Genomic DNA, 20,443 nt, shown 5'->3' with positions numbered 1-20,443 from the left:
TCAGCGTGAGGTTTGAGCGTAGCTGATGCCGACGCTCCGGGACCGGAGCGGGAGGGTCAGCGGCGGGCCAGGAGGGTGCGCAGGCGCGCGGTGTGCTCGTCGATGGCGTGGGGGCCGTTGCTGGTGAGCAGGCGGACGCCTTCCTCCCAGACGATCTTGACGGCGGCTGGGTTGGCGGTGGTCTGCACGTGGTAGCCGGCGTCCTTGAGGGCTTCGTCGATGAAGTAGCCCATGCGTACCTTCTTGCCGGGGATCTTGAGGTAGCCGCTGCTGAGGACGAAGAGCTCGGCGGATTTGGCGACCGTGGTCACGCGAGCGCCCTTGAAGGCGTGCTCGGGGTCGGTGACGACGGCGCCGTGGGGGTCCACCCGGTACTTGGCAGAGGCCATGGCGATGGGGGCGTGGCAGATCAGAGAGATCAGGACCTGGTTCTCCCGCAGGGTGTGCAGGAGTTCGCCGAGCCAGGGGTTGTCGACGAAGTCGACCATGGGGGCGTGGCCGCCGGGCATGTGCACGAAGTCGAACGCGCCCAGGTCGAAGGTGTCCTCGGGGTCGCGGTGTCTGTGCACGAGCTGCTCGATGGAGAGGTAGGTGTGCTCAGGCAGGTCCTGCATCGACTTGATGAGGTCGTCACGCAGTACCACGACCTCCTTGTCGCTGTTGGGCAGCGACTCGGAGACGGGCAGGCGGCCCAGGTAGTGGTGGGCCAGGGCGAGTTCGCTGTCCCGGCGGGAGACGAGCTCTGGCCGCTTGGCGCGGAAGGTGTCGACGTCGAAGCGGAACGCCTGGGCCGCGGTGGCCGAGACCATTGCGGCGCCGGACTTGGCGCCGGCGTGCATCGGCAGGCCCAGACCGTTGATCTCGAGTTGCGGGACGATTCCGCCGGGGGTGGCGAAGGTGAACTCGTACTCGTCGCCGAACTCCTTGAGGACCTGCGCCATCTCGACCAGGTAGAACCCGGTGGAGACGCCGGGGTGGCCTGCCGGTTCCGTGAGCGGCAGGACAGCGGCCGACGGGATGACGATCAGCGCCTTGGGCTTGGACGCCGTGGGGGTGTTCATGGCATGTCTTCTTTCGTTACATGGGCAGGGGGCACCGTTTGGTGGCGTCGCCCCCACGGTTCGCCAGTGGGTGGTCAGGCAGAGGTCGTGGTCGGCGTGAAGATCGTGGCGGGGTCGAGGGCGAGGTTCGCCTTGAACTGGGCGGAGAGGGCGTCGGCCAGGACTTCGGATTGCCCTGCCTCGACTCCGTCGAGCGCGGCCCTGACGACGTCGGCGGGGTCGTTCAGCTCGAACGGGAACGACAGCCCCCGCACCAGGTCGGTGTCGGTCGGCCCCAGATACACCCCGGTGACCAAGGCGCTCTGCCTGGCCAGTTCGAGGCGGACGCTGTTGGTCAGGCTCCAGGCAGCGGCCTTGGCCGCGTGATAGGCACCCCAGTGCTCCGAAGGGGACCAGGAGGCCGCCGACAGGACATTGACGATCGCCCCGCCACCACCTGCCTTCAGGCTCGGAGCGAAGGCCCGGATCATGCGCAATGGCCCGTAGAAGGCCGTGCTCATCTCCCGTTCGATCTGGTCCAGATCCCCGGTGACCAGATCGGTCTCGGTGTTGATGCCGGCATTGTTCACCAGCAGCGTCACGTCCGAGGCGGCTACCGCTGCAGCCGCCACAGAGGCCGGGTCGGTGACGTCGAGCCCGAGCACTTCGGCTCCCGGCAGATCGACGCTCTCGGGGTTGCGTGCGGTGGCGTACACCTTGGCAGCCCCCCGCTCCAGCAGCTGCGTGGCGAATTGATGGCCGAGGCCGCGGTTCGCACCGGTGACGAGGGCAACGGAATTGGCGATTTGCATGTGGGGGAAAGTCCTTCGCATGGGAAGGCGTCGTCGGACGCCCGGGAGAGCCTTTACATCGCCCACGCTAAAACCTCACGCTAACGTCAGGTGCAAGTCCTTGCGGGTGAGGCTCCGCAGGAGACAGGCATCTCTGCCCCACTGCGGCCTCGGTGGCGGGCCGCGACGGCGCCGGACTGGAGCCGGGTCTATGACCTCGCAGGCGGCCGGCGATCCCCAGACTGCGGAACTGGACCAACCCCGAGATGGGCACGCCCGTGTTCGAGACGACTGGCGTGATACCCCGACAGGCGCGCGCGACTGTGACGGAAGCGACCGACCCGCCGCCAGATCCCTCTTGCATGTTCTATGCCATACCCCATAAGTTACCGACAGGTAGCCCGCCTGGCGGGCCACGTCGCCGTCGGAAGGGTGGTGGGCGGATGAGCCCGCGCAGGAGTGACAGCCGTGACCGGATGATCCTCAGTGCTGCCGCTCTGCTGCGTGAGTACGGGGCGAGCGCGACCAGCATCGACCGTGTGCTCGCGCACAGCGGAGCCCCTCGGGGCTCGGTGTACCACCACTTCCCCGGCGGGCGGACACAGCTCATCGACGAGGCGGTGGCACTGGCCGGGGACTTCATCGCGGGCCTGATCGACGCCGCCATGCAGGCGGACGACCCGGTGGAGGCCATCGACGCGTTCTTCGCGCTATGGCGCGACCGGCTCGTCGAAAGCGGCTTCCGGGCCGGCTGCCCCATCGTGGCCGTGGCCGTCGAGACCAACGACGACGCACCCCAGCTCGTCCTGTCAGCGGCCGCCGTCTTCGCCCGCTGGCAGGAGGCCCTCGCGGCCCTGTTCGTCCGGCACGGCCTGACCGAGGAACGCAGCCGCCGGCTGGGCGCCTTCATCATCGCCGCGGTCGAAGGCGCGGTGATCATGTGCCGGGCCGAGCAGAGCACCGCCCCGATCGAAGCGGCCGCCACCGAGATCCACGACCTGCTCCTCTACACCTTGCGCGACCGCCCCGGTCCGGGACCCGGACCTCGGCCATAGGCGCGCAGCCCCTTGACCCAGTCAGTTCAGCTCGAAGGAGTCGCCATGCCCTCGCTCGACCGCCACGACAACGTCTTCATCCTCGACCTCGGAGACGGCGAGAACCGCTTCCACCCCGACTGGCTCACCGCCGTCAGTGCCGCACTCGACGAGGTCGAGAAGACGGAGGGCCCCCGCGCCCTGGTCACCGCGGCCACCGGCAAGTTCTACTCCAACGGCCTCGACCTGGACTGGCTGTTCGCCCACGCCGACCAGCACCAGGACTACGTCGTCTCGGTCCACGAACTGTTCGCGCGGATGCTGTCGCTGCCGGTCATCACGGTGGCCGCACTGCAGGGGCACACCTTCGCCGCCGGCGCGATGTTCTCCCTCGCCCACGACTTCCGTGTGATGCGCGCCGACCGCGGCTACTGGTGCCTGCCCGAGGCGGACATCAACATCCCCTTCACCCCCGGCATGGCCGCGCTCATCCAGTCCCGGCTGTCGCCGCAGACCGCCCACGCGGCCATGCTCACCGCCCGCCGCTACGGCGGCGCCGACGCCGCGGCCGCCGGCATCGTCGACCAGGCGGTCAGCGAGGACGCCGTGCGCTCCACCGCGATCGAGATCGCCCAGGCTCAGGTGAACAAGGCCGGCGACACCCTCGGCACCATCAAGGCCCGCATGTACGCCCCCGCACTGGCCACACTGCGCGACACCACCAACCCCATGGGCTGACCTCACGGTCCACAACGTCCCTGCCCGCCGCGGCCCTGCCCCCGGCCGCGAGCTCCCACGCCAAACGGTTGGCGGTGTTGACAAGGAGAAAACGTATGAATGACCAGGCCGACGCTGCCAGTTGGCACAAGACCGCCTGCATTCTGTGCGAGAACAACTGCGGCATCCAGATCCAGACCGACGGCCGGCGCTTCGCAAAGATCCGCGGCGACAAGGAACACGTCGCCACCGGCGGCTACACCTGCAACAAGGCCCTGCGTCTTGACCATTACCAGAACGGTGTGGAACGCCTGACCACGCCACTGCGCCGCGAGGCGGACGGCAGCTTCACCCCCATCGACTGGGACACCGCCGTGCGCGAGATCTCCGCCCGCCTGAAGTCGGTGCGCGACACTCACGGCGGTAAGTCGATCTTCTTCTACGGCGGTGGAGGCCAGGGCAATCACCTCGGCGGCGCCTACAGCGGCGCCCTGATGGGCGCCCTGGGCGCCCGCTACCGCTCCAACCCCCTGGCCCAGGAGAAGACCGGCGAAGGCTTCGTCGACGCCCACCTGACGGGCAGTCACACCGTCGGGGACTTCGAGAACGCCGAGGTCTCGATCTTCATCGGGAAGAACCCCTGGCAGACCCACGGGGTTGCCCGGGCCCGCACCGTGCTCAAGGACATCGCCAAGGACCCCGCCCGAACCATGATCGTCATTGATCCGGTGCGGACCGAGACCGCCGACCTCGCCGACATCCACCTGCAGCTCAGGCCGGGAACCGACGCCTGGTGCCTGTCCGGGATCCTCGGCGTCCTGGTCCAGGAGGACCTCGTCGACCACGCCTTCCTCGACGCCCACACGACCGGGGCAGCAACCGTGCTCGAGCAGCTGAAAGCGGTGGACGTCGCTCACTGCGCTGCAACGTGCGGACTGGACGAGGAACTGCTGCGCACGACGGCCCGCCGGATCGCAGCCGCCTCCAGCGTCTCGACCTACGAGGACCTGGGTGTGCAGCAGGGCCCCAACAGCACCCTCGTCTCCTACCTCAACAAGCTGATCTGGCTGCTGACCGGCAACTTCGCCAAGCCGGGCGCGATGCAGCCGCACTCGTGGGTGGTACCGCTCGCCCGCTACAGCACCCGCCCGCGGCGCACCCCCGTCACCGGCGCGCGGATGCCCGGCGGCCTGGTGCCCTGCAACGTCATCGCCGAGGAGATCCTCAACGACCATCCCGACCGGTTTAGGGCGATGGTCATCGAGTCGTCCAACCCGGCGCACTCCCTTGCCGACTCCGCTGCCTTCGCCAAGGCCCTCGACAAGCTCGACCTGGTCGTCGTCATCGACATCGCGCTGACCGAGACCGGGCGCCGGGCCGACTACGTGCTGCCGGCCGCGTCCCAGTACGAGAAGTGGGAAGCGACCTTCTTCACCTTCGAGTTCCCGCACAACACCTTCCACCTGCGTGCCCCCGTTCTCGACCCGCTGCCCGGCACGCTGACCGAACCCGAGATCTACGCCCGCCTGGTCCGGGAACTCGGTGCCGTCCCCCGCAGTCGCCTCTCCCTGCTGCGTGCCGCGGCCCGCCTGGGCCGCACCCCGTACAAGCTCGCGTTCGCCGCCCTGGCTGTACTCGACAAGAGCACCGTGAAGCTGGCCCCGTATCTGCTGTACGAAACCCTCGGCCCCACCTTGCCCGACGGTGCCCGCTCCGCCGCTGTGCTGTGGGCGCTGTGCCAGCGCATCGCCAAGGAGTACCCCAAGGCCATGCGCCGCGCCGGGCACGCCGACGCGGAAGCCCTGTTCGAAGCGATCCTCAAGGGCCGTTCCGGGGTCATCTTCACCGAGGACGAGTACGACGACGCCTGGGGCTACGTGCCTCATCCCGGCCACCGCATCCCGCTTCCCATCCCCGAACTGCTCGACCTGCACGCCGACCTGGACACCACCCCGGCGGTGCACACCACCGAGGAGTTCCCGATCGTCCTGGCCGCCGGCCAGCGGCGTGCGTTCACCGCGAACACCATCATCCGCGACACCACCTGGCGCCTTCGTGACAAGGGCGGCACGCTGCGCATCAGCCCGCACGACGCCGAGCAGCTCGGACTCGACAACGGGGCGCCCGCCCGGATCACCACCGAGCGCGGCACCGCCGACGCCACCGTCGAGATCGACGACCGCATGCAGGCCGGGCACGCCGCCCTGCCCAACGGGTTCGGTCTCGATCTGCCCACCGGGGACGGGGGGACGGAACGCACCGGTGTCGCCCTCAACACCCTCACCGACTTGCGCAGGCGCGACCCCATCGCCGGTGTCCCGTGGCACAAGCACGTGCCCGCGCGCATCGAGGCTCTCTCCGCCTGACCCTCCACCCACGACAGGCCAACATGTCCGCGGGCCCCGCTGCACGGGTTCGCAGATGTGCGGCACATCCGAGGAGAACGACCGTGCCCCTTGAGCACCCCGGCTCACGCGCGGCCGACGACCCGATCAAGCTGCTTGCCATACGTGAGACACCGCTCTGCGTCGACGAGGTCTTCCGGGCGGTCGGGGATGCCGCCGCCGGCGGGATCGCCCTCTTCGTAGGAACGGTACGGAATCACGATGGCGGCTCGGATGTCGATGCCCTGGGGTACTCGTGCCACCCCAGCGCCGAGGCCGCGATGCGACGGATCGCCGAAAGGATTACCGCCGACCACCCCGTGCGCGCTCTGGCGGCGATCCACCGCGTGGGAGACCTGATAGTTGGCGACCTCGCGGTCGTCGTCGCCGTCTCGTGTGCCCATCGGGGCGAAGCCTTCACCGCGTGCCGGCAGCTGATCGACGACCTCAAGCACGAGGTGCCGATCTGGAAACACCAAAGGTTCTCCGACGGGACCCAGGAGTGGGTCGGCTCCTGCTAGCACCGTTCAGTAGGACGAGGCCCGCACTCAGGGCCGTCTCTCCGGCCCGGCGCACGTCACCGCACTGACGGGATCGACTCGGCCCTTGCCGCCCGCCAAGTGCAGCGAACCCACGGCCAGCGCCGTCGGCCACACCCCTTCCGGATCGAGAGGTAGCGGCACCATGACCACTGAGGCTCTATCGGGTGAGGGCCGGCTCAAGCCGGTCCGGCAGCTGGACCGGGTGATCATCCGTTTCGCGGGAGACTCCGGTGACGGCATGCAGCTCACGGGGGACCGGTTCACCTCGGAGACGGCGTCGTTCGGCAATGACCTCTCCACCCTGCCGAACTACCCGGCCGAGATCCGTGCCCCCGCCGGCACCTTGCCGGGCGTCTCCAGCTTCCAGCTGCACTTCGCCGATCACGACATCCTCACCCCCGGCGACGCTCCGAACGTGCTGGTGGCGATGAACCCTGCCGCGCTGAAGGCGAACCTGCCCGACCTGGCGGGCGCGGCCGAAATCATCGTCGACACGGACGAGTTCACCCCGCGAGCCCTTGCCAAGGCCGGCTACGCGAGCGACCCCCTGGCCGACGGCTCGCTGGAACGGTACCGGCTCCACGGTGTACCGCTGACCACGCTCACCGTGGGGGCCTTGAAGGACTTCGGTCTTTCCCGGAAGGAGGCCGAGCGCAGCAAGAACATGTTCGCGTTGGGGCTGCTGTCCTGGATGTACCACCGGCCGACCGAGGGCACCGAGACTTTCCTTCGCCGCAAGTTCGCGAAGAAGCCGCAGATCGCCGAGGCGAACGTGACCGCCTTCCGGGCCGGCTGGAACTACGGAGAGACGACCGAGACCTTCGCCGTCTCTTACGAGGTTGCCCCTGCCCGGCTGCCGGTAGGCACCTACCGGAACATCGCCGGCAACCTGGCGCTGTCGTACGGGCTGATCGCAGCCGCCGAACGCGCGCAGATTCCGCTGTTCCTGGGCTCGTACCCCATCACCCCGGCCTCGGACATCCTCCATGAGCTGAGCAGGCACAAGAACTTCGGGGTGCGCACTTTCCAGGCCGAGGACGAGATTGCCGGGATCGGTGCCGCCCTGGGTGCCGCGTTCGGCGGCGCACTGGGGGTCACCACGACCTCGGGACCTGGCGTGGCGCTCAAGTCGGAGACCATCGGACTCGCTGTCTCGCTCGAACTTCCCCTGGTGATCGTCGACATACAGCGGGGTGGCCCGTCGACCGGTCTGCCGACCAAGACCGAACAGGCGGACCTGCTCCAGGCGATGTTCGGACGCAACGGTGAGGCGCCGGTCCCGATCGTCGCGCCCGCCACACCTGCGGAGTGCTTCGACGCGGCCCTGCAGGCGGCCAGGATCGCGCTCACCTACCGCACGCCGGTCTTCCTGCTCTCCGACGGCTACCTCGCCAACGGCTCCGAGCCCTGGCGGATCCCGGACGTCGGCGAACTGCCGGATTTGACGGTGGAGTTCCCCTCCGGACCCAACCATGTCCTACCGGACGGGACGCCGGCCTTCTGGCCGTACAAGCGAGACCCGCTCACCCTCGCCCGGCCGTGGGCGGTTCCCGGCACGCCAGGACTGGAACACCGGATCGGCGGCATCGAGAAGGAGGACGGCACCGGCAACATCTCCTACGACCCGGCCAACCACGACCTCATGGTCCGCACCCGCCAGGCCAAGGTGGACGGCATCGACGTCCCCGACCTCACTGTCGACGACCCCACCGGCGACGCGCGGGTACTGATACTGGGCTGGGGCTCCACCTACGGTCCGATCACCGCCGCCGTGCGCCGTGTGCGTGCTGACGGCGGACGCGTCGCGCAGGCACACCTGCGCACCCTCAACCCCTTCCCTGCCAATCTCGGCGCGATATTGCGGAGCTTCCGCAGGGTGATCGTGCCGGAGATGAACCTCGGCCAGCTCGCCCTCCTCCTGCGCGCCCGCTACCTGGTGGACGTCCAGTCCTGCAACCAGGTGCGCGGCCTGCCGTTCAAGGCCGCAGAGCTGTCCGGCGTCCTGGCAGCGGCGCTCAGCACCCTCACTTCGGAGGACCAGCGATGACCGAGTCCAACCGGTACCCCTCACTCCAGCTGGTGCCCAAAGCCGACGGCCCGCAGAGCGCCAAGGATTTCAAGACCGACCAAGAGGTCCGCTGGTGCCCGGGGTGCGGGGACTACGCGATCCTCTCCGCCGTCCAGTCCTTCATGCCGGAACTCGGCATCAGGCGCGAGAACACCGTCTTCATCTCCGGCATCGGCTGTTCGTCCCGCTTCCCGTACTACATGAACACCTACGGGATGCACTCCATCCACGGTCGTGCCCCCGCCATCGCCACCGGCCTGGCGGCATCACGCCGCGACCTGTCGGTCTGGGTCGTCACCGGCGACGGCGATGCCCTGTCCATCGGCGGCAACCACCTCATCCACGCGCTACGCCGCAACACCAATCTGAAGATCCTGCTGTTCAACAACCAGATCTACGGGCTGACCAAGGGCCAGTACTCGCCGACGAGCGAGATCGGCAAGATCACCAAGTCGACGCCGATGGGTTCGCTGGACGCCCCGTTCAACCCGCTGTCCCTGGCGCTCGGTGCCGAGGCCACGTTCGTGGCCCGGACCATCGACTCCGACCGCAGGCATCTGCAGTCCGTACTCCGCGCGGCTGCCGAACACGAGGGCGCGGCACTGGTCGAGATCTACCAGAACTGCAACATCTTCAACGACGGCGCCTTCGATGTGCTGAAGGAACCGGGCACCCGCGACAACGCGCTGATCCCTCTGGAACACGGCCGGCCGATCCGCTTCGGTACTGACCAGGGCGTATTCCGCGGCTCGAACGGTGCGTTGTACGTGGAAGCGGTCACCGCCGCCAACGAAGACGACGTCATCGTCCATGACGCCTGTGACCCCAACCCGGCAACGGCCTTCGCGCTCACCCGCCTCACGAACGCCGCGACGCTCCACCACACCCCGATCGGCGTTCTGCGCTCCGTACGACGACCGGTCTACGACGCGCTGATGGCAGAACAACTGGAGCGCGCCGAGGCCGAACAGGGGCGCGGCCACCTCGGCGCACTGCTGGCCGGCAGCGACACGTGGACCACCACCTGACCCCAAGCCCCGCTCCGCCCATTTCCCTCGCCTCAGGAGACACCCATGACCTATGTCATCGCCGAACCGTGCATCGACGTCAAAGACAAGGCGTGCATCGAAGAATGCCCCGTCGACTGCATCTATGAAGGCCCCCGGTCGCTGTACATCAACCCGGACGAATGCGTCGACTGCGGCGCCTGCGAACCCGTCTGCCCGGTCGAAGCGATCTTCCTCGAGGAGGACCTGCCATACGAATGGACGGCTTTCGCGAAGGCCAACGCCGAGGTGTTCGACACCGCGCCCGGCGGAGCCGCGCAGCATGGTCCCCTCGACCGCGACCACCCCCTGATCGCCCAGCGCGGCAAGACGGGAGCCTGAACGATGCTCCGGGACAGTCACGGACGGGTGGCGACCGATCTGCGTGTCTCACTGACCGACCGCTGCAACCTTCGCTGCACCTACTGCATGCCGGCCGACGGTCTGGCATGGCTTGGGTCCGAGTCGGTACTGACCGACGAAGAGGTGGTGCGACTGGTGAGCATCGCCGTCGAGCACCTGGGCGTACGCGAGGTCCGCTTCACCGGCGGCGAACCCCTGCTGCGCCCCGGACTGCCGGGCATCATCGAGGCCGTCGCCGACCTGCGGCCCCGCCCGGAGATCGCCCTCACCACCAACGCCGTCGGCCTCGAAACCCTGGCCGACCCGCTTCGTCGTGCCGGCCTCGACCGGATCAACGTATCCCTCGACACATTGGACGCAGACGTCTTTCACCGGCTGACGCGACGGCACCGGCATGCCGACGTTCTGGCAGGTCTGGCGGCCGCCGACGCCGCAGGCATGACCCCGATCAAGATCAACTCTGTGCTCATGCGCGGAATCAACGATCACGAAGGACCCGAACTGCTGCGCTGGTGCCTGGCCCGAGGGTACGAGCTTCGGTTCATCGAGCAGATGCCGCTGGACGGCGACCGCGCCTGGACCCGGGACGGCATGATCACCGCAGACGAGATCCTCGAGAACCTCCGCCATGACTTCAGGCTGACGCCGCAACCGCAAGACGTCCGAGGCAGCGCCCCCGCCCAGACGTGGCTGGTCGACGGCGGCCCTGCCCGTGTCGGTGTCATCGCCAGCGTCACCGCGCCGTTCTGCCAGGCGTGCGACCGTACGCGACTGACCGCAGACGGGCAGGTGCGGGCCTGCCTCTTCTCCCGCACGGAGTCCGACCTGCGCGGCCTGCTGCGCTCAGGCGCCACGGACGAGGAGATCGCCACCCGGTGGCGGACCGCCATGTGGGGCAAGCAAGCAGGTGGCGCCATCGGCACAGACACCTTCGAGCAACCCGCCCGCACGATGTCGGCCATCGGGGGCTGAGCAGATGACCAAGGGCGTCCGCCGGGACCGGACTGATCACACCCACCCGGTCGGGACTCACCGTTCCCCGTCCGCCGATGCCAGCGTGCCCGATGCCCCCCACCACCGCGAGCACCGCAAAACTCCCCACCAGTCGTCCGCCGTGACCTGGGACCAGGCGCGCGCCTACGCATACTCCGCGGCCTTGCCGTGCCCCGCTGTCCGTGTGGCGCTTGCGGACGCGCTGGGAGAGCGCCTCGCTCGACCTCTCACCGCGCTGAGCGCCATGCCGGCCTTCGACACCGCAGCCATGGACGGCTTTGCCGTCTGCGGCCTCGACACCCAACGCTGGACCATCGTCGGCAGGCTCCGCGCCGATGCCGCCGACCAGGACATGGACCTCGCCCCAGGACAGGCCGTCGAGATCGCCACCGGTGCCGCCCTGCCCCGAGGTGCCAGCGCAGTGCTGCCCTACGAGCACACGCAAAGGGAGGCGAATTCGGTCATCACCGTCGGGGCGACGAGGCGTGCACTGGAGCCCCGACAGCACATCCGTCACAGGGGCGAGGAGTACGAAGCGGGGGACGTCCTGCTTCCGGTGCGGACAGAGCTGACCGCCATGGCACTCGGACTGGCCGCTGCTGCCGGCCACGACACCCTGGAAGTGATGGGGCGCCCCTGCGTGCGAGCCCTGGTCACTGGCGACGAGCTGATCACCTCGGGCCTCCCCGGCCGCGGCCGAGTCCGCGATGCCACCGGCCCACAGCTTCCCGGGCTCGTCGCCTGGGCAGGCGGCCGGCTCACGAGCGTGCGGCACGTTTCCGACAGTCTCGACGCCCTTGTCGGCGAGTTCGACCGGGCCACAGAGGAACTGGTGATCGTCTCCGGCTCGTCGTCCGTCGGGCCGGTCGATCACCTCCAGGCAGCCCTGCGACGCCTGGGCGCCGAGCCGCTGGTGACGTCCGTCGCCTGCCGGCCGGGCCATCCCCAGAGCCTGCACCAACTGCCGGATGGCCGCCTGATCGCCGGCCTTCCCGGCAATCCGCTCGCCGCGCTCGTCGGGTTTCTCACCCTGGTAGTCCCCGCCATACAAGGCGCCCGCGGGCTGCCTCTGCCGCCACTCCCACGGGTGGGCAACGGCGGGATCACGTCCCACCCGACGATGACCCGTCTCGTCCCGGTCCAAGTCCGCGACGGCCGAGCGGTACCCCTTCCACATGGCGGCAGCGCCATGCTCCGCAGCGTGGCTCAAGCAGATGCCCTTGCGGTCATGAAACCGGCCGCTCGACCGGCGGAGGGAGCACCGCTGCTCGCCTTGCCCACTGCCCACAACTCGTCTTCGTGACAAGGATCCCGCAACGAGCCCCGGGAATGCGGCCGTCGGCGGCGGAACTGCCCTCGCCGCCGAGTTCGACCGTGCCGACGAGCGGTAGGTGCGCGCCCTGTTCGACGCCGCTGTCGACCAACTCGGCCATGGTCCCGGCCGTCTGGCGGCGAACCCTCGAGGCCACGGACCTTCCCCCGAGAAGCTGGGCTCACAGCCGCGTCGCGGCGCGAAGCTGGAACGCCGCGACGCGATCAGGTTTCGACAAGGGGGGCCGAGTCAGCAGAGCCGGCGCAGCGTCAGGCGCGGGGGAAGCCCTCGGCATCGAGGCGGAAGACGAGCTCGGCCTCGTCGCGCTTGGTGGTGTGCAACTCCCAGTAGAGCGGGGCGATCTGCTCGGGCTTGGCCGCCTCCACGCCAGGGATGACAGAGACGCCGATCGACGAGTCGATACCGACGTGGGCAGCCTGGACACCGGTACGGTCCAGCTCCTTGTGCAGGTTCATCACCCAGTTGCGCAGCGCCGCGGCGGCGGCGTTGACGTTGGCGACCCGCGGATCGGGCCAGATCGAGCCGGCGCCGGTGGTGTAGAGCAGGGTGCCCGCACCGGCCTCCCGCATCGCCGGCAGTACCGCCTTGGTGGCAGTGATGGCTCCGTAGAGCTGGAAGTTCATCTCGAACTCCACATGAGACGGCTCGGTCTCGGTCGGGGCGGTCAGCTTGATGGCACCGAACGACCCCACCGGGGAGTACTCCAGGACATCGATCCCGCCGAACCGGGCGGCGGCGTCCTTGAGCGCCTGGGTGAGCGCGTCGCGGTCGAGCACGTCCGCGGGGAACGCGGCGGCGGTGATGCCCTCGGTGGCGAGCGTGCCGACAAGACCGTCGAGCTTCTCGCGGTTACGGGAGATCAGGGCGACGTCGAAGCCCTGGGAACCGAAGGTGCGGGCGATGGCCAGGCCCATCTGCGGGCCGGCTCCAACGATGGCGATGCTGGTCACAGCGATCCTTTCCAAAAGCCAGTCAGGAAGAAAGTCATCCGGATAGACCTATCCAAATCGAGATCCGGATAGGCCACTCCGTTTCACTGGTGTCACCGTACCACCAAAAATGGATAGGGCAATCCGATTGCTAGACTCCCGGTATGACCCCTGCCCCCCAGCATCCCGACGGCCCCGCCACCCAGCCGCTGCGCAGCGACGCCGAGCGCAACCGGGAGCGGATCACCGTCGCCGCGCGCAAGGTGTTCGCGCGTGACGGTCTGGGTGCCTCGATGGCCTCCGTGGCCCGTGAGGCCGGCGTGGGGATCGCCACCATGTTCCGCCGCTTCCCCACGAAGGAGGAGCTGGTCGACGCCGTCTTCCTCGACCGCATGGACGCCTACGCCCAGGCGGTCGCCGTCGCCCTGGACGACCCCGACCCCTGGCACGGGTTCGTCGGCTACATCGAAACCGCCTGCGCGATGCAGGCCGCCGACAGCGGCTTCGCCGACGTCCTGACCACGACCTTCCCCACCGCCAAGGCCCTGGAGCGGCGCCGCAACGAGGCCTACGAGGGGATGGTCGAACTTATCAACCGGGCCAAGGCGACGGGCCGGCTACGCGAGGACTTCGACTCCTCGGACCTGGTGCTGCTGCACATGGCCAACGCCGGTGTCGTCAACGCCACCGGCGCCGCCGCCCCCGACGCCTGGCGCCGCGTCGTCGCCCTGCTGATCCAGTCCTTCGAAGCCCCGGCCCGCGGCCCCCTGCCCGCCTCACCCGGACACGACGACCTGTACAAGGCCATGCTGCGCGCCAGTCCGCCGGCTGATGCGGCGCCGGAGCTGGATGCGGGGGACGGCTGACCTGAGGCTGGAGCAGCCTTCTCGTGGCGCTCGATCCCTCGCTGAGCTCCCTGTGATCTGCGCCCGCGGGTGTATCCCGGTCCAGTCGGCTGTGTGGGAGCGCGGCGGGTGCTGTCGCGTTCTCACCGCGAAACACTGCTTGCACACCATCGTGTGCACTTCCTCGACCAGCCGGTTCCGCCCAGAGCCCGCCTTTCCTCAGGGTCTGTTGTGCGCCTGTCCCAGGGCTGTACGAATCGCCATGCTGTCGGCCGACTTCCCTGGGTCCCGGAAGAAGGGCAGTCGAGGGTCGGACAGGTAGGGGAGTACGTAGGCGGGGCTGCCCTCCTGGGCAGGCCGCCGCGCAGCCCCCTGTTCCCGCGAAGGCTGCCCCGCCGGTGGAGCCCCTCACCGACCGCGAACTCGACGTCGTCCGCTTGGTCGCCCTCGGCCGGACGAACGCCGAGATCGCCGCCGAGCTGTATGTCTCCCTCTCGACGGTCATGATCGCGGCCTGGGCCTGGCAGCACGGGCACGCCCAGCCGGGCTCCTGAAGCGGGGTCGTGCAGCCGGGCCCGTGACAGCGGTCTCCGCGCAGTTGAGCGGTGACCTGGCTGCGGCGGCGGCCCGGCTGGGCCAGGGACCACACGGTTTGAGGGCGCCGCTTGTGTGGAGCGAAGAATCCTGCTCCTCTCCGGTCAGCGCGTCTCGCGCACGACCGCGACACCTCCCGCCGGAACGGTGACCCATCCGCTGACGTCCTTGCCGGTGAGGAGTTCGACGCCGTCGGTGGGTACTTCGCCACCGATCCCGCCATGGTCGATCAGGAACAGGTAGTCGGCATCGGGACCAGTGCGCCGGACGGCTTCGATGCCCTTCACCGGGGTGGCGACGACCGGCTCGACACCGGCCTCGTCACAGATGCGGGCCAGCAGGGCGGCCAGCGTTTCGGAGTCGGGGCGAGTGGCCACGTACCAGGCGGTCCCGTCACCGGGAGAGTGCCGGGTGACGGCCGGTACGCCCTGCAGCGGCCCGTCGGCATAGGAGGCGACCGCTTCGGCGCCCTCGAGCCGGACGCGCTCGGACCAGGCGGTGGCGGTGGCGTCCGCCGGAATCGCCCCGGTGAGGGAGAGCGTCTCGCCGGGCAGCAGCGGGAAGAGCTCGTCGGTGTGTACGCCGAGGACGTCCCGGAAGGCGCCGGGGTAGCCGCCGAGCTGCACATGGCAGTTCTCGTCGACGGCACCGCTGTGGAAGCCGACGGTCAGCGTGCCGCCGCGCTCGGCGAAGCCTGCGAGATTGGCGGCGCCGGTGTCGTCGACCAGGTAGAGGCTGGGAACGAGAACCAGGCGGTAGGAGGACAGGTCGGAGTCGGGTCGTACGAAGTCCACGGCCACGCGGGCCTGCCACAGAGGCCGGTACCAGTCCCGTACGAGGTCCACGAAGCGGAGCTCACCGTTGGGCTGGGACGGCTGTTCCATAGCCCAGCGGGCGTTCCAGTCCCACACCACCGCGACCTGGGCGGTCGTCGTGCTGCCCCGCACCTCTGCCAACGCCTTGAGATCAGCGCCGAGTTGTACGACGTCCCGCCAGATCTGGCTGTCGGTGCCGGCGTGCGGCAGCATCGCCGAGTGCCACTGTTCGGCGCCCGCCTTGGCGGCCCGCCACTGGAAGAAGGCGATGCCGTCGGCTCCGTGGGCGACGTGCGCCAGAGCGTTGCGCCGCATCTCGCCGGGCCTCTTGGCTCGGTTGACGGGCTGCCAGTTGACGGCTCCGGTGGAGTGCTCCATCAACAGCCAGGGGCCGCCGGCCATGGAACGAACCAGATCACCGCTCAGGGCCAGGTCGATCTCGGACTCGGGGTCGCTGGACCTCAGATAGTGGTCGTTGGAGACGATGTCCAACTCCGGTGCCCAGCGCCAGTAGTCCAGCGCCTCGATGCTGAAGTTCACCATGAAGTTGGTGGTGGCAGGGGTCGACGGGTCCGCCGCCCGCAGCACGTCGCGTTCTGCCGTGTACAGTGACAGCAGTTCGTCGGAGCAGAAGCGGCGCCAGTCCAGCAGATGGGCCGGGTTGGGGTCGGCGCCGGTGGCGCGGGGCGGCAGTACCTCGTCCCAGTTGTAGTACCACTGGCTCCAGAAGGTGGTGCCCCATGCGTGATTGAGGGCATCCAGGTCGTCGCCGTACTTCGCCTGCAGCCACCTGCGGAACGCCTCCGCGCTGGTATCGCAGTAGCAGGCCGCGTTGTGGCAGCCGTACTCATTGTGGATGTGCCACATGGCGACGGCCGGGTGGTCGGCGTAACGCTCGGCCAGGGCGCGTGCGATGCGCAGCGCGGCGGTGCGGTAGGCCGGGCTGGATGGACAGAAGGTCTGGCGGCTGCCGTACGACAGCGTGCGGCCGTCGCGGTCGACGGGCAGGGCCTGCGGGTGGGCCCGGAAGAACCATGCCGGTGGCGCGGCCGTCGGAGTGGCCAGGTCGGCGGCGATGCCGTTGTCGTGCAGCAGCTTCAGCAAGCGGTCCGTGCGGGAGAAGTCGAACTGCCCCTCGGCGGGCTCCAGAAGCGCCCACGAGAAGATACCGACGTTCACCATGGTCACCCCGGCCTCGCGCATGAGGCGCATGTCCTCGGCCCAGACCTCCTCGGGCCACTGCTCGGGGTTGTAGTCGCCACCGTAGGCGATGCCAGGCAGGCGGAGGCGGCGTTCAGTGCTCACTGGTGGGTGCTCCGGGAGGTAGCAGGAAACAGATGGCTTGAGGGGGGTCAGCCCTTGTTGGCGCCCAGGGTGAGGCCGCTGACGAACTGCCGCTGCAGCACGAAGTACACGATCAGGGTGGGGATCGCGGTGAGCAGGGCGCCGGCGGCGACCAGGTTGGGGTCGGTGAAGTACTGGCCGGAGAGGTTGTTCAGCGCCGAGGTGATCGGCATGTTCTCGCCGGTGGAGATCAGCACGATGGCCCAGAAGAAGTCGTTGTAGATCCAGATGGACAGCAACGTCGCCAGGGCGGCCATCGCGGGCTTGCACAGCGGCAGCACGATCTGCCAGTACATCCGCCACACCGACGCGCCGTCGACGAGGGCGGCCTCGGTCAGCTCGTGCGGCAGCATCCGCATGTAGTTGCTCAGCACGAACGCGCAGAAGCCGGACTGGAACGCCACGTGGATCAGCACCAGGCCGAGCGCGGAGTCGTACAGCTTGCCGCTGACGGTGATGCCGGGCAGGTCGATGAGCAGGTACATCCGGTACAGCGGGGTGATGATGACCTGCTGCGGCAGCAGGTTACCGGCCGTGAACACCAGCAGCAGGAACACGTTGAGCCGGAAGTCGAACCGGCTGACGTAGAACGCGACCATCGACGACAGCAGCAGCGTGAGCAGCACGGCCGGGACCGCGATGATCAGCGTGTTGCCGAAGTAGTGCATCATGTCCGACTGCCCGAACGCGTTCTTGAAGTTGTCGAAGTTCAGCTTGTCCGGCCAGGAGACGTAGCCCTTGGTGCTGGTCTCCGAGTACGGGCGCAGCGCCGCGAAGATCGCCCACAGCAGCGGGGCTAGCCAGGCGAGCGAGGTGACGACCAGGAAGGTGTGCAGCAGGATGCGGGCGGGGCGGACCGGAGTGCGCTTCTTCAAGGCGATGGTGCTCATGCGCGCCGCTCCTTCCGGAAGGTCGCGATCAGGTACGGGATGATGACCGCGAGGGAGATGACCAGCAGGACCCCCGCGATCGCCGACCCGTATCCGATCCGGCTGGACTCGCCGATGATGTTGTTGGTGATCAGGATCGACAGCAGCTCGGTGCCCTGGGCGCCCTTGTTGAAGACGAACACCAGGTCGAAGGCGCGCAGGGCCTCGATGATGGTGACGACCAGGACGACCGTGTTGGTGGGCCGCAGGGTGGGGAAGATGACGTTCTTGAACGTCTGCCACTCGTTGGCGCCGTCCAGGGAGGAGGCCTCGCGCAGCGACGGGTCGACGCCCTTCAGACCGGCCAGGTAGAGGATCATCATGTAGCCGGTGTGCCGCCAGGAGGCGGCGACCAGGATGGCCCACAGGTTCAGGTGCGGGTCGCCGATCCAGTCGATGTAGTGGCCGGGCTTGTTGGCCCCGATGAGGCTGTTGATCAGGCCGGTGTCGGGGTTGTAGACGAGTTGCCAGACGAAGCCGGTGACCGCCAGCGACACCACGACCGGGAGGAAGTACGCGGTCTGGTAGACGCGAGTGAAGCGGATCTTCTTGTCCAGCTGTACGGCGAGGAACAGGCCCATCGGCGTCGGGATCAGGATGAGCACGACGAACCAGATGATGTTGTGCTCGACGGCCGGCCAGAACTGCGGGTTGTCGGTGAACAACTGCTTGAAGTTGTCCAGCCCCACCCACTTGATCGAGTCGAAGCCGATGCCGTCCCAGCTGGTGAAGGCCAGGGCGATGGAGGCGAGGGCGGTGACCCAGACGAGGGCGACGTGCAGAACCGTCGGCACGCCCGCCATGAGGGCGAGCGTGACGCGGTCACGGCGGGTCAGCAGGCGACTGTGCCCCTGCTTGACCCGCTTCTTCTCAGGCGCGTGGCCCGGAGGCGGCACGGCAGCCGCCTCCGGGCTCTTCGAGGTGATGTCGATGGTCATTCAGCCGCTCGGTTCAGGAGGACGCGAAGATCGTCTTCTTCTGGCGCTCGATGGAGGACAGCAAGCCATCGACGCCCTTCGGGTTCTGCAGGAACTTCTGGAGCGACGGCTGCATCACCGTCGAGGTGAAGTCCGGGCGCGAGTCACGGTCCATGAACTGCGTCAGGCTCTTGGCGTTTGAGATCATCTCGAACGCCTTCTTCTGCAGCACCGAATACGAGGCGGTGGAAGCCTTGTCGGAGGCGGCCACCACGCTCGGGTCGGCCTTGAGGTAGATCTCCTCCGCGTCCGCGGTACCCAGGAACTCCAGCAGTTTCACGACACCGTCGTGGTTCTTCGGGGACTTTGACACCATGAAACCGTCCGTCGGGGCCTCCACCGTGTCCTGCCCGTACGCGGGGTTGATCTCCGGGAAGGCGAAGAAGTCCAGGTCGTCCAGGTCGGCCTTGTTGGTGAACTGCTGCGCCACGAAGGTGCCCAGCAGATACATCCCCGCCTTCTTCGACACCAGCGTCTGGGCGGCGTCCTGCCAGGTGCGGCCCATGAAGCCGTCCTGGTGGTAGGGCAGCAGCTCGGCCCAGTGGTCGAAGGTGGCCTTCACCTTCGCGTCGGTCCAGGACGCCTTGCCGCCCATCAGCTCGACGTGGAAGTCGTAGCCGTTGAGGCGGAAGTTGATCTGGTCGAAGGTGCCCATCGCCGGCCAGGCGTCCTTGTCACCGAACGCGATCGGGACCAGGCCGTCCTTCTTCATCTTCTTGCACAGCTTGACCAACTGGTCCCAGGTGGTGGGGACTTCGTAGCCGTGCTTCTGGAAGACGCTCTTGCGGTAGAAGACTGCCCACGGGTACGTGGTCAGCGGCACGAAGTAGTACTTGCCGTCCGCGCCCTTGCTGAGCTTCTTCATCGCGTCGGGGAAGTTGTCCCCGATCTTCTCCCACACGTCGTCGATCGGCGAGGCCAGCCCCTTGGCCGCGAAGAACTGCATGCGGTAGCCGGCGAACCAGTTGAACACGTCGTCCGGCGTGCCCTGCAGATAGGAGTTGATCTGCTCCTGGAACGTGTTGTGGTCCTTGGTGTTCACCTTGACGGAGATGCCGGACTGCTTGGTGAACGCCGTGTAGATCTCACCGTAGGCCTTCTTCGGCACGGCGTCCGACTGGTTGGAGCCGACGGTGACGGTCTTGCTGTCCGAGCCACTTCCGCTGCTGCCGCATGCGCTCAGCAGAGGTATGCCCGCACCCGCGAGCAGGGTGGCGCCACCCACACCGCGCAGCAGACTGCGACGGCTCGGCGCGGGGAGGGAGAGACCCGAGAGGGAGAGGTCCATGTACGGCTCCAGACAGGGCGGCTGTACCAAGCTGTGGCACTTCGGCCCGAAGGGATGGAGGAGGAAGCGGCTCACCAATCGACCACAATCAAACGTGATCACACAAACCCGATCGGCGGCTGCCAGGAAGAGTGAGCTCTGCGTGGGCTCACTGTCAAGGCCGAGTGATGATGGTCGCCGCGCTCGTAGCTGCTCCGCCCGCTTACGCGAACGGTTGAAGCCGCTCAACCAATTCGCTTCTGACCTGCGCTGACACCTCATGCTGCTCGCCTGCCAGCTGTGTTCATGGCCGCCGCGCCCCGAGAGGAACGCGCGAAAGCAGCCGTCCGGACTCTTGACTCCGCCTGCTCGGCTGCGTAGACATGACCACGCGGTCAGACCGCGCGATCATACATACTGACCTCGTCAGTT

At 68.1% G+C, this 20,443-nt stretch carries 17 protein-coding genes and 1 pseudogene; 11 read left to right on the top strand and 7 right to left on the bottom strand.

Going from position 1 to position 20,443, the window contains the following annotated elements:
• Positions 1–56 precede the first annotated feature (56 nt).
• Entirely contained in the window at positions 57–1,061 is a 1,005-nt protein-coding gene (locus ABD355_RS44225; RefSeq protein ID WP_344407102.1) for a type 1 glutamine amidotransferase family protein, read from the bottom strand.
• Between the two features lie 74 nt (positions 1,062–1,135).
• Positions 1,136–1,852 (bottom strand): SDR family oxidoreductase, encoded by a 717-nt coding sequence (locus tag ABD355_RS44220; protein ID WP_344407101.1) that lies wholly within the window; start codon positions 1,850–1,852, stop codon positions 1,136–1,138.
• A gap of 422 nt (positions 1,853–2,274) precedes the next feature.
• On the opposite strand from ABD355_RS44220, the gene ABD355_RS44215 reads away from it, so the two are divergent.
• The 9 genes from ABD355_RS44215 to ABD355_RS44175 all read left to right on the top strand — a co-directional run bounded on the left by ABD355_RS44215 (position 2,275) and on the right by ABD355_RS44175 (position 12,281).
• Positions 2,275–2,886 carry a TetR/AcrR family transcriptional regulator gene (locus ABD355_RS44215; protein ID WP_344407100.1) on the top strand — a complete coding sequence of 204 codons (612 nt, stop codon included), beginning with the start codon at positions 2,275–2,277 and terminating at the stop codon, positions 2,884–2,886.
• 45 nt (positions 2,887–2,931) lie between these two features.
• Entirely contained in the window at positions 2,932–3,603 is a 672-nt protein-coding gene (locus tag ABD355_RS44210; RefSeq protein ID WP_344407099.1) for an enoyl-CoA hydratase-related protein, read from the top strand.
• 95 nt (positions 3,604–3,698) lie between these two features.
• Complete coding sequence (locus tag ABD355_RS44205; RefSeq protein WP_344407098.1) at positions 3,699–5,948, top strand: molybdopterin-dependent oxidoreductase; 2,250 nt, start codon at positions 3,699–3,701, stop codon at positions 5,946–5,948.
• A gap of 83 nt (positions 5,949–6,031) precedes the next feature.
• Complete coding sequence (locus ABD355_RS44200; protein ID WP_344407096.1) at positions 6,032–6,487, top strand: molybdenum cofactor biosynthesis protein MoaE; 456 nt, start codon at positions 6,032–6,034, stop codon at positions 6,485–6,487.
• Between the two features lie 163 nt (positions 6,488–6,650).
• Positions 6,651–8,555, top strand: coding sequence for a 2-oxoacid:acceptor oxidoreductase subunit alpha (locus ABD355_RS44195; protein WP_344407095.1), 1,905 nt, complete (start codon positions 6,651–6,653; stop codon positions 8,553–8,555).
• Complete coding sequence (locus tag ABD355_RS44190) at positions 8,552–9,604, top strand: 2-oxoacid:ferredoxin oxidoreductase subunit beta (RefSeq protein WP_344407093.1); 1,053 nt, start codon at positions 8,552–8,554, stop codon at positions 9,602–9,604. Before ABD355_RS44195 ends, ABD355_RS44190 begins: the two co-directional genes overlap by 4 nt.
• A gap of 45 nt (positions 9,605–9,649) precedes the next feature.
• Positions 9,650–9,964 carry a ferredoxin gene (gene fdxA, locus ABD355_RS44185; protein WP_344407092.1) on the top strand — a complete coding sequence of 105 codons (315 nt, stop codon included), beginning with the start codon at positions 9,650–9,652 and terminating at the stop codon, positions 9,962–9,964.
• Between the two features lie 3 nt (positions 9,965–9,967).
• The gene (gene moaA / locus ABD355_RS44180; protein ID WP_344407091.1) at positions 9,968–10,957 is read left to right on the top strand and encodes a GTP 3',8-cyclase MoaA; all 990 of its coding nucleotides are present in this window, start codon (positions 9,968–9,970) and stop codon (positions 10,955–10,957) included.
• A gap of 85 nt (positions 10,958–11,042) precedes the next feature.
• Complete coding sequence (locus tag ABD355_RS44175) at positions 11,043–12,281, top strand: molybdopterin molybdotransferase MoeA (protein ID WP_344407090.1); 1,239 nt, start codon at positions 11,043–11,045, stop codon at positions 12,279–12,281.
• A 278-nt stretch (positions 12,282–12,559) separates the two neighbouring features.
• Here the strand turns inward: ABD355_RS44175 and ABD355_RS44170 are convergent, their stop codons facing one another.
• Positions 12,560–13,261, bottom strand: a complete 702-nt coding sequence (locus ABD355_RS44170) for an SDR family NAD(P)-dependent oxidoreductase (RefSeq protein ID WP_344407088.1) — start codon at positions 13,259–13,261, stop codon at positions 12,560–12,562.
• A gap of 143 nt (positions 13,262–13,404) precedes the next feature.
• Between ABD355_RS44170 and ABD355_RS44165 the strand changes: the two genes are divergently transcribed.
• Positions 13,405–14,106 (top strand): TetR/AcrR family transcriptional regulator, encoded by a 702-nt coding sequence (locus ABD355_RS44165; RefSeq protein ID WP_344407086.1) that lies wholly within the window; start codon positions 13,405–13,407, stop codon positions 14,104–14,106.
• Between the two features lie 335 nt (positions 14,107–14,441).
• Positions 14,442–14,639 (top strand): annotated as a pseudogene (locus ABD355_RS44160) (response regulator transcription factor); the annotation flags it as partial.
• Positions 14,640–14,783: 144 nt separating this feature from the next.
• On the opposite strand, the gene ABD355_RS44155 reads toward ABD355_RS44160, so the two are convergent.
• Genes ABD355_RS44155 through ABD355_RS44140 form a run of 4 tightly spaced genes read right to left on the bottom strand, consistent with a single transcriptional unit; the run spans position 14,784 to position 20,032 of the window.
• Positions 14,784–16,799, bottom strand: coding sequence for a beta-galactosidase (locus tag ABD355_RS44155; protein ID WP_344407085.1), 2,016 nt, complete (start codon positions 16,797–16,799; stop codon positions 14,784–14,786).
• Between the two features lie 47 nt (positions 16,800–16,846).
• The gene (locus ABD355_RS44150; RefSeq protein ID WP_344407082.1) at positions 16,847–17,728 is read right to left on the bottom strand and encodes a carbohydrate ABC transporter permease; all 882 of its coding nucleotides are present in this window, start codon (positions 17,726–17,728) and stop codon (positions 16,847–16,849) included.
• A complete protein-coding gene (locus tag ABD355_RS44145; RefSeq protein ID WP_344407080.1) occupies positions 17,725–18,705 on the bottom strand; it encodes a carbohydrate ABC transporter permease in 981 nt (326 codons plus the stop codon). Before ABD355_RS44145 ends, ABD355_RS44150 begins: the two co-directional genes overlap by 4 nt.
• 13 nt (positions 18,706–18,718) lie before the next feature.
• Positions 18,719–20,032 (bottom strand): ABC transporter substrate-binding protein, encoded by a 1,314-nt coding sequence (locus tag ABD355_RS44140; protein ID WP_344407079.1) that lies wholly within the window; start codon positions 20,030–20,032, stop codon positions 18,719–18,721.
• Between the last annotated feature and the right edge of the window lie 411 nt (positions 20,033–20,443).

It is taken from the genome of Streptomyces longisporus, assembly GCF_039532765.1.
Classification (GTDB): Bacteria; Actinomycetota; Actinomycetes; order Streptomycetales; family Streptomycetaceae; genus Streptomyces; species Streptomyces longisporus.
The sequence above is the reverse complement of the archived record's forward strand: the minus strand, read 5'-3'. Positions and strand labels throughout refer to the sequence as shown.